A 14,015-nucleotide genomic window follows, 5' to 3' on the forward strand; every position below is an offset into this window, starting at 1 on the left:
ATATATTGAATTTAACACAGTATAACTTAATTTCACAATTATCTATACAATAATTAGGGATTAAATTATACACATTATGGTTTACAAGGAGATAGTTTAATATGAAAAGAATAGATTTAGTTCACAATTCTATGAAAACGCTAGATAAAGGTGATGGAGTAACAACTATTGAACTTAGTAGGTTTTTAGGTTTACAGAGATCTAATATAAGTAGAGACTTAAATATACTTGTTGAAAAAGGTTTTTTATATAAAAACAATTCTAGACCTGTAAAATACTTTTTAAATAATACTAATAACATAGATTTTACTGCTAAATCATCTATGGATAATTTATCCTATCTTTATCCTTCTTTAATTCCATCTATCAAACTCGCAAAAACTGCTATTCTTTATCCACCTAATGGAATGAATTGCCTGATTATTGGTGATACCGGTGTAGGTAAATCTATGTTAGCAAAGTTGATGCATGAATATGCGAATTCACTAGATATCAGTAAGAATATGCCCTTTTTACATTTCAATTGTTCTGACTTTTCCAATAACCCTCAGTTATTAAGTGCCCATTTATTTGGAGTTAAAAAAGGTACTTTTACTGGAGCAAATGAAGATAGACCTGGACTAATCCAGCAGGCAGATGGTGGTATTTTATTTCTAGATGAGATACACAATCTTCCTAGTGAAGGACAGGAAATGCTTTTTGTCTTTATGGATACTGGATACTTTAAAAGATTTGGAGAAGTTACAACTAAAATTAAATCTTCTGCTCGAATAATATGTGCAACAAATAGGGATATAAGTTCTTCTCTTCTAGATACATTTATAAGGAGAATTCCAATAAAAATTTATCTTCCAAGGTTAGAGGAAAGATTGTTAGAGGAAAGACTTACTCTTGTAGAATATTTTATAAAAAACGAAAGTATAAAGTTAGGTAAACCTGTTTCAGTTTCCTATAATGCAATGCTTTGTTTATTATCCTATCCTTGTCCATATAATGTAGGACAACTTAAAAATGATATTACTCTGGCTATTGCTAATGCATATTCAGAGTATTTTATCAATAATAAAATACATATTAAAATCAACAGTCCTGATTTGCCAAAGGAATTAAGAAAAATGCTTAATACTCCATTGTTAGAAGAAAGGGCATTATTAGATTCTCTAGATAGTGTTGATTCCTACTTTACTTATGATGAAAACTCACAGATAACTAGTCATTCATTTTTAAAACAAAAACAGCTTATTCTTAACAGTTTTAAAAAGCTAATGATGGATATTTCTAGAGTTACAATTAATAAAGAAACTGATAGCAGCTCTATAATTAATTTGTTTGGAGATTATTTGAGTATCATCAAAAATAATATTTCAAGCTATCAATATAGTCTAAATAGCTCTGCATATGAAGAAGTTTTATCTAACATATCTAGTCTGGATAATAAACTTAAGACATTTCTTAATGATGATATATTGAAAACTTTTTTTCATATTCATCTTGATATGATATATGATAGGATCAATTTAATAAATTTTGATTTTTTTCCTACTTTGAACAAGGTAAAATGTATTTTTCCAGAATACTATACTATTTCTTTAGGTCTAAAGTCCATTATAGAAAAAACCCATAATATAAACTTACTGAATACAGAAATATTGTTTCTGATACTTTTTACAATATATTTACATAAGAACCAGATATCAATGGCATGAATGGGTTAATTTTAACTCATCCATGCCATTATATTTGATTAATTATGCTACCTAGCTAATTCATAAATAGCCCTCGCATAGATTTGGATACATTTTTCAAGTAAAGAAACATGTATAAACTCATTAGCTTGATGAGCTAAGTTCTCATTATCTTTAAACAAAGGTCCAAAAGCTACTGTGTTGGGCATTAGCTTTGCATAAGTACCTCCGCCTGTTGATAATAATTCTGCCTCTTCACCTACTACCTCTTCATAAGCCTTTTTTAAAGACATCACTAATCTATGATCCTTTGGAAAATATAATGGAGCATTATGATTACCTTCATGGAATATAAAATTAGTATCTTTTATCTTATGCTTTATATTATTTAATATATCCTCATGAGATATAGTCACTGGGTATCTTATATTAAATCTCATACGTATTTCTGAGTTGTTTTCATTAATTACTCCAAGATTTAATGTTAATGCTCCCGACTCTTCATCATAGAAATTTATTCCAAGTTTATTGCCATCCCAATCTTTTCCTATTAATTCTGAAAAATCTTCTAAAAACATAGTAAAATCATTTTTTAATTTTAATACCTTGTTTAAGTATAATAGTATATTAGCTATAGCATTTTCACCTAACTCTGGTGTGCTTCCATGAGAAGCTATTCCCTTACTTTTTATTATTATATAATTTTCACTATATTCTAAGTCTATTTTATATATTTCTTTTAGACTTGTATCATTAAGTGCCATAATTAGCTGATTGTTATTATTATGTATTATCTTACATTCACAATAATCAGGAACTATATTAGATCTTTTTCCTCCCTTAATATAATCAATTTCATAATCATCAAAGACATTTTCTAAATTTTGTACTAATTCAAAAGTAAGAATTCCTTTTTCAGAAGTTACTATAGGAAAATAAGCATCGGGAGTAAAACAGTATAGTGGAGATTCTTCCCTCTTTAAGTAATAATCTATATCCTCTGTTCCAGATTCTTCATTAGTACCAAATATTACTCTAACTTTTTTAGATAATTTTATATTTGAATCCTTTAATAGTTTTAATGCATAAAGTGCAGCTAGTAATGGTCCTTTATCATCTAAAGCTCCTCTACCATGGACTTTGCCATCTTTTATTATAGGTTCAAAGGGATTTGTACTCCAACCATTCCCTTCTGGCACAACATCTATATGACCTAATACACCCACGTATTCATCGCCTTGTCCAAATTCTGCATACCCTATATAGTTATTTAAGTTAACTGTCCTAAACCCATATGACTTAGCTATGTCTAATATACAGTTTAAACCTTCTGTTATTCCCGCACCAAAAGGATGATCTTTAACAGAAACATCTTTTACTGTTTTTTTCCTTAATATGCTTTTTAAATCTATTAAAAACTCATCTTCTATTTTAATGTCCTTAATAAACACCATAAAATCACTCCCTAAGACATTTAACTTATCTTAATATCATATAAATAAGATTATCTATTAGTTGTTTTCATTTCTCTCAATAATTCTGAGTTTACTCTTTTACAAAATTCTGTAATAACTTCTACCGTTTGAATATAATCTTTACAATGAATTATTAGTCTAGGTGAATGCATATAACGTGTTGGTATAGAAAGTGTCATTGTAATAATCCCATCAAATGTTTTGTGTATGATACCAGAATCTGTTCCTCCTGCAGTCATAAGGTCATAATTTATATCTAGCTTTAGCTCTTTACAAATTTCTTCTATTTTTTCAATTAATCCTCTGTGTGCTAATGCTGTAGAATCTAATACACTAAGTATAACTCCACATCCTAGCTTTATTTCACCTTTATCTACTGGTGTATCTTTAGCTGTTGTTACATCTAATGCAAAGGCAATATCTGGTTTAATAATCTGGGTTGAAGTTCTAGCTCCCCTCAGTCCAACTTCCTCCTGAACCGTGCCAACTACATAAATATTTGCATCATGCTCAATATTTTGTAGTTTCTTTAATACATCTATACCTACTGCTATACCTATCCTATCATCCCATGCCTTACCTAATAAATAATTTTGATTATTCATAATAGAAAAGTTAACATTGGGAGTAATCATATCTCCTATTTGTATTCCCAAATCTTCCGCTTCTTCTTTTGTTGCTACTCCCAAATCTATGAATAAATCAATTGGTTTAATCACTTTTTCTTTTTCGGAATTTGACATTCCATGAGGTGCACGACTTCCAACAATACCATTAATCTTTTTACCTGCTGATGTGGTTATGGTCATTTCTTGGGAAGGCAATACATGCCCCCACCATCCTCCTACAGGCAATATTTTTATATATCCATTACTATCAATATCTCTTACAACAAATCCTACTTCATCCATATGTCCAGCAATCATAATTTTAGGTCCATTCGGTTTACCTTTTTTTAATCCTATAATTGAACCTAAATTATCATATGAAATTTCATCAATATAATTATTTAGATACTTTTTAACAACTCTACTAACTTCTTTTTCGCAACCTGATATACCGTCAGCTTCACTTAGTTCTTTTAGCATTTGTAAATCTATATTATGGTAAGTTACTTCTTTGTTTTTACTCATGAATCTTCCTCCAAGACTTTAAATTCTTATATTTTTTATACTAAATATAAATATCTTACCTATTTTCAGCTTTAAATTTATTAATGCTTTCTGTGTTCAATGATTTTACAACATTAATGATTGCTTCTTTTGCGGCAATGTAATCATCAACGTCTATTATTGAACTATTAGTATTAATGTTTCTAGCACAAATACAAGTGGTTAAAGTTGGACATCCCACCAATAGTTTATGAATCCATCCAGCATCACTATCACCCATAGAATAAAAATACTGATGTTTTATATGATTTGTTTTACAAATATGGATTAAATGCTGCAACAATGTTCTATTAGGCATCATTGATTTATCATAATAATTAATTAATATTCCTTCTCCTAGTTTTCCTACCGTATCATCACCACTTTTTATATCATTTGCTTGTAAACATTCCATTACAATTCCTAAATCTGGCTTAATTAAGTTAGTAGAAGTTTGAGCACCTCTTAATCCCACCTTATTTTGTACTGTAGAACCAATATATAAATCTACATCTAACTCTATATCCTTTAGTGCTTCTAATAATTCTATACCCATGATACAGCCATAACGATTATTCCAAGCTTTAGAAAGAATTCTTTTACCTTTAGTTAGTACTTCAAATTGTCCATCAATAACAATTGAATCACCAAACTTTATTCCTAACTCTGCAATTTCTTCTTTACTAGTTCCTCCAATATCCACTAAAATTTCACTAGCTTTTATTAATTTATCCTCGTCTGCTTGAGGATTAGGAACAATTATACTTCCTTTAAATTCCTTTCCCTCATGATTTATCAATCTAACCCTTTGTGCTAATACAGTTTGATTTTGAATACTACCTAATGGCAAAACTCTAATTAATCCTGTATCTGTAATTCCATTAACTACAAATCCAACTTCATCCATATGCCCACAAATTATAACTTTTTTAGCATTTTCTTTTCCACAACGCTTTACCGCAAAAACAGAACCTAAATTATCAAAAATTATTTCATCTGTATATTTTTTATAATGCTTTTGTAATACTCTAGAAATATATTTTTCATTTCCTGAAACTCCAATTATTTGAGTAATCTCTTCCATTAATTCTAATGTATTATCATTTAATTTCATAGTTCTTACCTCTTCTCTTTTATTGAGTTGCTTTCCTATTTTGCTAATTTATATATTGCCTGAGCAAATATTTTTGTATTTAATACTATATCGCTAATATCCATATATTCATTAGGATTGTGAGCAATTCCCTTTTGTCCTGGAAATGATGGACCAAATGGTACAATGTTGGGCATAATCTTTGCGTAAGTTCCACCAGTAGTTGTAACTGGAGTTCCATCTAAATTAGTTACTTCTTCATAAGCTTCTTGTAAAGATTTAACTAGAAAACAATCTTTTTTAAATTTAACTGGATTATAATTTTGTAATAGCTCTATGCTTAAGTTTCTACTCATTTTTGATTCTATCTGACTAATTATTTCATCTATCGTACATATTGCTGGATAGCTTAAATCAAACAGAAAATTTAAATGATTATCCTTAATATCCAAATTGTAATTTCTCATTTCCATAATCCCAAACTCTTTATCACTATAATTAATCCCTAACCTATCACCATTTGATTTACTTGATAGAAAATAACTATTGATAAAATTGAAAAATTCTTGTGTAGATTCTTCATAATTTTCTTTATTTATATGGACTCTTATTTTAATTTTTGCTCTCCCTCGTTCACCATAAACTACTGGATACTTGCAATCAGGAGTAAATCCCATAATTGGAGGCTTTTCTCTATCTAAATAATGAGGTATGTCCTGGAATCCACTTTCTTCATCAGTACCAAATATAATACGTACTGGTTTTTTTAATTCTAATTTAGATTCTTTTATGGCGTATAATGCATATAATGCACTTATTATTGGTCCCTTGTTATCAAGTACTCCCCGACTATAAATCCTATCATTTTCAACATGTCCACTAAATGGTGGATTAATCCACCCTTCTTCTGAAGGAACTACATCTAAATGTCCTACAACTCCTATATAATCATCACCATCACCTAATTGTGCATATCCTACATATCCATCAATATTTTTCGTTTTGAAATTCAGTTTTTCAGATATTTCTAATGCTTTTAATAACGCATTATGGACATTTACTCCAAATGGAGCATCTACTATAGGTACATCTTTTACACTTGGTATCTTTACTATTTCAATAATATCCTTTATTAGCTGTTCTTTGAACTCATCTATTTTTTCATTTAAAATTTGTTCCATTGTTTGTCAGCAACTTGTAGTAAATATTTACTACAAAGCTTATTCACCCCTTAATATATATTTTTTGTTATCTAAAAAGGTAGCCTAATTAATTTTAGACTACCTATTTTTTAATAGCATATTTCTTTTAAATACTCACTTATATCTTCCCCATCAACTTTCTTTCTAGCTAAAGAGCAAATATTTCTAAGGGATTCACTTAATCCAGTTCCACCTTTTTTGGGCATAACTACAATATTCACTAAATCTTTATAATCTAAAATAGTTTGTTCATTTTCTTTAGACATTGCAGCTATAGCTGGAATATTAGTTTTTTCATTAATTTCGTAAGCTAATACTGCACACATTTCTGCATATCCTGCATAGTTAAAAGCTGGTCCACATATAACTATATCTGGATTAATTTTTTTCACCATAGCTGTCATTTTTAACTTTACTTCATCTCTATTATCTTTGAAAAAACCATCTCCGCAATATAAGCATGCTACAACCTTCCCATTTACTTCCTTTAAAGCTGGTTCCAACATACTTGCAGATCCTATAGCCATAGATTTACCCCCTAATGGTAAATTAGGGTTTTCTTTGCCTCCTTGACCAGCCTGTACTTGATCGAATATCATTAAAACCTTCATTTCCTTACCTCCTAAAAATCATCAAAAGATAAATCTTCAAAAGAAATATCTTCTTCCTCTTGCAGATTATTTTTTGCATCTTCTTCATCTTTTAGGTATTGTTTATCTAGCATCTTTATAAACGGATAATAAATTACACATCCCAGTACCAATAATCCTATTTGCCACAATCCTGCGAACAAACTTCCCGTTGACAAGTATCCAGAAAATCCTATTGGAGTTGTCCACGGTAATGATACTCCTGTAGTATAAGGAATAATTCCTGCCTTAGTAGCAAATGTGGAAAGTATCAAATTTATTAGTGGAACACCAATAAATGGAACAATTAACACTGGATTTAATACAATTGGTAATCCAAAGATAATTGGCTCATTAATTCCAAAAATTCCTGGAACGATTGATAACTTACCTAATTGATTAATTCTTTTTGATTTACAGAAAAGTAACATAACTATAACTAGCGAAAGAGTACTTCCTCCTCCTCCAAATCCTGTGAAGAAATTTGAAAAGGGATCTGTAAATATATTTGGTAACGGTAATCCAGCTTGGAATGCTTCCAAGTTTTCAATAGTTAGTATTTTAGTAATTGGTGCAAATACTGTATTTGCAACTGCTGGACCGTTAATTCCAAAGAACCAAAATAGCGTACATACTATACTATATACAATTTGAGCTACCAATGTGTTTCCTACACCTTGTAACGGTGCCTGTAATACTGTATATATAAAGTTATGTGCTGTTTCAAAGGGTGTAAATTCAAATCCTATACGAATAAAGAAAAATAGTCCAATAACTATAGCACTTGGAATCAATGCTGCAAAAGAATCACATACTGCTGGCGGAACACCTTCTGGCATCTTAATCGTCCAACCTTTTCTATATGCCCAATTAAATACACTTACTGATGTTAAGGATATAATAAGAGCTAAAAATATACCATTAGAGCCTACATACTCAAAGCCTAGTGCATTCATAGTGGCTGGTCCATCAACACCTTCAAACGGAATTCTTGTTGGCATCAAGATAATGAATGCGACTAAAGCCACAACTGCTCCTTGAATCTTATCACCTTTTATTTCTCTAGAATATGCATAGCCTGTCCCCACACAGGTCAACAAACCAATTATGTTAAAGGTTGCTCTTGAAACATTTATAAACCATAACTCCCAATCTACTCCAAGATATTTTGTCCAAAACTCAGACCAACCTGGAACTGGAAAATTTGCTATTAATAAAAAGATAGAACCTACAATTAACAATGGTGTTGATATCAGAAAACCATCACGAATTGCAACTAAAACTTTATTTTTGCCTAGTCTATCAGCAATAGGCATTAGCACCTTTTCTAATGATGCAAGCATTTTATCTCCTCCTATTTTTTATTTTTTTTAATAAGAATAATTGCAGTTTTTAAAACCTTTTCTGCATTCATCATTCCATAGTCTTGTGAGTCAATTACTGCTATTGGAGTATTAATATCCTTGAATCTCTCTACTGTTTCATCATATAAGTACTTAACTTGTGGTCCTAATAGTATACAATCAGGATTAAGAGTTTCAACAATTTCTTCAAGTTTACCATGTGGAAAAGCTTTTACCTCAATTGGAAGCTCATGAGTATCTGCCACATCCTGCATCTTATTTGCTAATAAACTTGTAGACATACCATGGCTGCAGAATAAATAAATCTTTTTCATCGTTTACACCTACTTTCTCTAATATTATTATTTTATTTGTTTAATAAAAACTTTGTTAACCTCTAGCTTATATTATCCTCTCATCTTAGCTGTTTATCAATGATAGATGCCAATCAATCTTTGTGGCAAACGTTCTCCTTAAAATTTTTATCCTATTATTTTATGTACTCAGTAATTTTTTCTTATCTTTAATCATCACATCCTCCTATTTATAGAAAACATTAATTATAACACATAATTATATTAATCAATTTCTTAACTACCTTTATCTTTTATATAGCAATTCTTATGCCAACTTTAAATTAGTGCTATAACCATATTGTTTTAGGATTCTCTTTATGATTTCTTGTATAGTTTTATCTTCAATTCTAAAAGTGTATCCTATTTCAACACACATCTTAAGAGTTTATTGGATTTGATTTTGATAGTGTATTGTTTTTTTTATATTTCATACACTATTATCCTCAACTCAACACAATCAATATTAAAACAATATTCTTCCTTTTATCAGCATATATAATTAGAGCAGTTATTTGAAAATAGGGACTCAACAGTTTCTTATTATTTGACGTAAAATAATCTATATTTATATAAAAATAAATACTCTTTTCTGGCAAAAATTAAACAAAACCAAAAAAGAGTATATTATAAAAAAATTTTAATAGAAATAATTTAAAATTGGGACTTACAGATTGATAGTTCCCTAAGAAATAATGATTATTAATTATTACATCCATTTTTTTAGACTATTTAATATTCTATTCTTAAATTTATTAGTAGTCGATTTGGTTAATGATTCTTTAAGAATCTCAGGTTGAATGCTTATCAACTCCCATGAATTTCCCTCACATGCATTTACAATCTCATGTACTATTTTTATATTTTCCCTATTTTCAGCTCCCCAGTCATGTAGCAATGTTCCACCCTTACCTCCGCTGATAACTACTTCTATTTCAGCTTCATTGTAATCAGTAAATTTTAGAATAATTACTGACATAAGCGTTGACCAAGTTCTTGCATAAAAGCTCTCTCTCATCAAGACTGCTATGTTTTCTGAACTATACACATGTGGTTTATTGTAATAATATTCATTTCTATAATTATATAAAATATCAATTATGTCTCTTATATTTTCTCCCTTCACAACTAAATTAGACACTTTCATATATATCCTCCATTATTTTTATGGATCTACTTATATTGAATAAAGAATCTATTAACTTACTTTCTAAATCCAGAATTTCTTATAATACTACTATAGTGTACTTAATTTTATGTTTTCTAACTTTTCCTGTATTATATAAAGATATTTACTACTTTTATCTTCTTTAAGAATTCTAAAATATAGACCTCTCAAAAAATTTTTTATATTAATATAAATATTATCATTTTTATCAGAATATTTCCCTAATTTTAAATTTTGTCTGAACCCCACTATCCAGCTTATTATCTCAGATTCACTAAGCATTTCTCTATTCAATATGCTCATTACTGCCGTTATCATACGTTCATCTTCATCATGAATATATATATAATAATCTACTTCTACCTTTTCATAAATTATATTAAGAATTTCTCTTAAATCCTCTTTATCTATTTCTGTACATTGTGCAATCTCATCTAAAGCATCAGATCCATGAGCAACACTATGTGCCCATCCTTTCTTATCTACATACCCTCGTAAATCTTTCTCTTTTCTCATATAGCAAATTAATTTATCCTTTACTATTCCTAAGTCTTCTTTAGTTAAAAAATTGTTTTTTCTATGTGCATACAAAATTGCTGCTACTATTAGCATTGAAAAGCTTCGAGTAAATACTGAATCATCAATATTGCCTATATTGTAAAATAAATGACCGTCATCTAAACTTATTCCTAAAATTTTGTATAATTCATCAACACTAAATACATCATTTACTATCCAATTTGACATTACAGAATATATCAAATCATCCCTTAGTTCACTATCTGTATCTCCTATATATCTTAACATTATCAATGCCAATTCTAATGCATTTTCTCCTTTACCCAACTTATATTCTTCTTTTTTTATTGTTCTCAATTTTTGTATTAAATAGCTTTTATCCATAGTTAACCTCCTTATATAGTATATTTAGGTTTTTAAATGATTTGAAATTCTCCCCATTTTAAATCATTCCATACAAATTATTATTATAATTCTAATTGAAATCTTATACTACCTATTCAATACTTTTTATTAAATTCCTTCTTGAAAACAAAAAAGAGAACATCCTATTATACTATCTAATGTAGTACAGAAATGTTCTCTTTATGTCTAACATTGTATTATCATAATATAAGTGCTTTTTTCTTTCTCTTAATTAATTCCTCTGTTCTTCCTAAATATTCTTTTAAATCTTTAAAATTAGGTACTCTTTCAATTCTATTTTCTTGTGGAAAAAAGATTTTTGATACAGATCCCATACCTACTGCCATTATGGTTTCCTTTTCTTCCATAATTGCCATATTATAAATACACTCCATACCTTCTTTGCTATAACCTACGTTTTCAAAGTTTCCTAATATTTGTTTTTGTCTATATAGATAATAAGGTTCAAGATACATTCTATCTGCAAAGTTAACAGTTTCCTGTATCATCTCTTCTATAATATTTTGATCTTCAATACTATACTCATCTATAGTTTCCTTAAATTTAGATCCTCTTTTAATAGCAAGAGTATGAACTGTTAAATTTTCTGGATTCAATTTTTCTATCTCCATAAGGGTCTTAATGATTTCATTCTTTCCCTCAGAAGGAAGTCCAACTATTAAATCCATGTTTATAACCTTAAAACCAATTTCCTTCGCTAAATAATAAGCCCTTTTTATATCCTCACTGTTATGTTTTCTTCCAATTAACTTTAAAGTTTTATCATTCATAGTTTGAGGATTTATACTAATCCTATCTATATTATTTCTATTTAACATAGTTAAAATCTCTTGAGTTATAGTATCTGGTCTTCCAGCTTCTACAGTAAATTCCCTTATATTTTCTTTTCCAAAGGTTAAATAAATTGCTTCAATAATTTCTTCCAAATCTCTTGATGGAATAGCAGTTGGAGTACCACCACCAATATATACTGTATTAATAATTTTTCCTTCCATTAACTCTTTAACTTTTTTAATTTCATATATAACTTTATCTTTATAATCTTCAATTAAATTCTTATATATATTTATAGGCACCGACGGAAACGAACAATAAATACATCTAGTGGGACAAAAAGGAATACTAACATAAAGACTAAATTTATCTCTATTTAAAGGATAAATATATTGTCTTTGCTTTTTACCTATATTTAAAATCAATTCTGCCTTATGGGGATGTAGCTTATATTCTTTAACTAAAATATTCAGTATTTTTTCTTGATTGATTTCTCTATCTAAAAAATCGTGAACAATTTTAACAGGTCTAATACCTGTTAAAATCCCCCAAGGTACTTTCCTATCAATAATAGATAAAAGGGCTTCGTAAATAGATTTTTTTATACCAATCTTTATTGACTTTTCCATAGAATTTTTGCCTATATCAATGTCATTAATATTTTCCGTTTTATCTATATAAAAAACTCCATTTAAGTAAAGAGTAGTTTTAGCATAAATTTTATTACCTTCTTTATGCAAAATGCTTTCTATAAGATAGCCCTCTTCGTTATATTCCTTTTTGTCTTCTAAAAATAGAATTTCCTCATTAGGAAAAAACACTCTGGTCAGTTCAAACAAATCATATTTAAAATCATGTCCCCCTAAAAAAACATATACCATTTTCATTATCACCTTATCTATCTTTGTGAATTTCATCCATCATATCTATTACTTGTTTCTCAGATATTCCAAACTCCTTAGCTATTTCTTCTTTTCCTGCACCTAATTCAATTAATTCATATAAATCATGTAAATCTGTATTTTCATTATATCTATTTTTCAAATTCTTTTTATTTAACATTATAATAGCCACCTCCTAAAGATAGCTTTCCCTAAAAGATGGCTTACAATTCTATCTTAAAAACGGATTTGAAGATTTCTCATTTTTAATAGTAGAAGATGGTCCATGACCTGGATACACCTGTGTATTATCCGGATATATTACAAGTTTTTCTTTAATAGACTTAATAATTTCTTCATAGGAACCACCAAGAAAATCTGTTCTGCCTATAGATCCTGCAAAAAGTGTATCTCCTGTAAATAAGTTATCACCTATTTTTAAACAAATTCCTCCTGGAGTATGTCCTGGAGTATGAATAACTTCTGCTGCTAAGCCTCCAAACTCTATTTTATCTCCATCTTTCAAAAGAACATCTGGCTCTATTTCTACAGTACCCATAGCCATTACACTAGATAAATTCTTATCTCCATCAATAAGCAATTCTCTATCTTTTTCATGTATCATAACAGGTACTCCCAATTTATCTTTTAATCCTTTTACTCCTCCTATATGATCTGCATGGCCATGAGTTAAAATTATATACTTAATATTTAAATCATTCCTATCAATAGCTGCAATAATATCTTCAACATCTCCACCAGGATCCAACACTATACCTTCCTTTTTATCTTCTGGATAAATTATATAACAATTAGCAGCATATATTCCTGCTGGTATTCTAAGTATTTTCAAATATATCACTCCTAAAATATTTTTTTACTATCTAACATTATAGTTACTGGTCCATCGTTTATAAGTCCGACTTTCATATAAGCACCAAAAACGCCTTTCTCTGTTTTTACCCCTTTTTCGATACACCTATTTATAAACTCATTATATAATTTTTCAGCAATATCCGGTTGAGCTGAGCCGCTAAAATTAGGTCTTTTACCTTTTCTAACATCCCCGTATAAAGTAAATTGAGAGACTACTAAAAGTTCGCCTTCCACATCTAATAAAGATAAGTTCATCTTTTCCATATCATCTTCAAATATCCTTAAGCCTAATACTTTATCAACTAGATAATCTAAATCCTTATTATCGTCTCCTTCTCCTACACCAAGCAAAACTAACAGACCTTTGCCTATTTCCCCAACCACTTCTCCTTCTACTTTAACGTAAGCCTCTGTTACCCTTTGTACTACTGCTCTCATTT

General features: G+C 29.2%; 14 protein-coding genes. 1 reads left to right on the plus strand and 13 read right to left on the minus strand.

Annotated features, from left to right (window positions below):
* The first annotated feature begins 101 nt into the window (after positions 1-101).
* Positions 102-1,706 (plus strand): sigma 54-interacting transcriptional regulator, encoded by a 1,605-nt coding sequence (locus tag KQI42_RS16585; protein ID WP_216521383.1) that lies wholly within the window; start codon positions 102-104, stop codon positions 1,704-1,706.
* 47 nt (positions 1,707-1,753) lie between these two features.
* On the opposite strand, the gene pepV is transcribed toward KQI42_RS16585, so the two are convergent.
* From pepV to dtd, 13 genes are all read right to left on the minus strand, one after another.
* A complete protein-coding gene (gene pepV, locus KQI42_RS16590) occupies positions 1,754-3,139 on the minus strand; it encodes a dipeptidase PepV (RefSeq protein WP_216521385.1) in 1,386 nt (461 codons plus the stop codon).
* Between the two features lie 50 nt (positions 3,140-3,189).
* A complete protein-coding gene (locus KQI42_RS16595) occupies positions 3,190-4,293 on the minus strand; it encodes a M42 family metallopeptidase (protein ID WP_216521386.1) in 1,104 nt (367 codons plus the stop codon).
* Positions 4,294-4,348: 55 nt separating this feature from the next.
* Complete coding sequence (locus KQI42_RS16600) at positions 4,349-5,425, minus strand: M42 family metallopeptidase (RefSeq protein WP_216521387.1); 1,077 nt, start codon at positions 5,423-5,425, stop codon at positions 4,349-4,351.
* 35 nt (positions 5,426-5,460) lie between these two features.
* Complete coding sequence (locus KQI42_RS16605) at positions 5,461-6,585, minus strand: Sapep family Mn(2+)-dependent dipeptidase (RefSeq protein WP_216521388.1); 1,125 nt, start codon at positions 6,583-6,585, stop codon at positions 5,461-5,463.
* Between the two features lie 110 nt (positions 6,586-6,695).
* On the minus strand, positions 6,696-7,217 hold the full coding sequence (locus KQI42_RS16610; RefSeq protein WP_216521389.1) for a GrdB-related putative oxidoreductase: 522 nt from the start codon (positions 7,215-7,217) through the stop codon (positions 6,696-6,698).
* A gap of 11 nt (positions 7,218-7,228) precedes the next feature.
* Positions 7,229-8,578, minus strand: a complete 1,350-nt coding sequence (locus tag KQI42_RS16615; protein ID WP_216521391.1) for a PTS sugar transporter subunit IIC — start codon at positions 8,576-8,578, stop codon at positions 7,229-7,231.
* An 11-nt stretch (positions 8,579-8,589) separates the two neighbouring features.
* A complete protein-coding gene (locus KQI42_RS16620) occupies positions 8,590-8,913 on the minus strand; it encodes a PTS sugar transporter subunit IIB (protein WP_216521393.1) in 324 nt (107 codons plus the stop codon).
* A 727-nt stretch (positions 8,914-9,640) separates the two neighbouring features.
* Positions 9,641-10,078 carry a hypothetical protein gene (locus tag KQI42_RS16625; protein WP_216521395.1) on the minus strand — a complete coding sequence of 146 codons (438 nt, stop codon included), beginning with the start codon at positions 10,076-10,078 and terminating at the stop codon, positions 9,641-9,643.
* A gap of 90 nt (positions 10,079-10,168) precedes the next feature.
* A complete protein-coding gene (locus tag KQI42_RS16630; protein ID WP_216521397.1) occupies positions 10,169-11,002 on the minus strand; it encodes a DUF2785 domain-containing protein in 834 nt (277 codons plus the stop codon).
* 221 nt (positions 11,003-11,223) lie between these two features.
* Entirely contained in the window at positions 11,224-12,699 is a 1,476-nt protein-coding gene (gene hemZ, locus KQI42_RS16635; RefSeq protein ID WP_216521399.1) for a coproporphyrinogen dehydrogenase HemZ, read from the minus strand.
* Positions 12,700-12,712: 13 nt separating this feature from the next.
* The gene (locus tag KQI42_RS16640) at positions 12,713-12,880 is read right to left on the minus strand and encodes a hypothetical protein (protein ID WP_216521401.1); all 168 of its coding nucleotides are present in this window, start codon (positions 12,878-12,880) and stop codon (positions 12,713-12,715) included.
* Positions 12,881-12,931: 51 nt separating this feature from the next.
* Positions 12,932-13,552, minus strand: coding sequence for an MBL fold metallo-hydrolase (locus KQI42_RS16645; protein WP_216521403.1), 621 nt, complete (start codon positions 13,550-13,552; stop codon positions 12,932-12,934).
* Between the two features lie 11 nt (positions 13,553-13,563).
* Entirely contained in the window at positions 13,564-14,013 is a 450-nt protein-coding gene (gene dtd, locus KQI42_RS16650) for a D-aminoacyl-tRNA deacylase (RefSeq protein ID WP_216521405.1), read from the minus strand.
* Positions 14,014-14,015 lie beyond the last annotated feature (2 nt).

Source organism: Tissierella simiarum, assembly GCF_018917865.1.
Lineage (GTDB): Bacteria > Bacillota > Clostridia > Tissierellales > Tissierellaceae > Tissierella_C > Tissierella_C simiarum.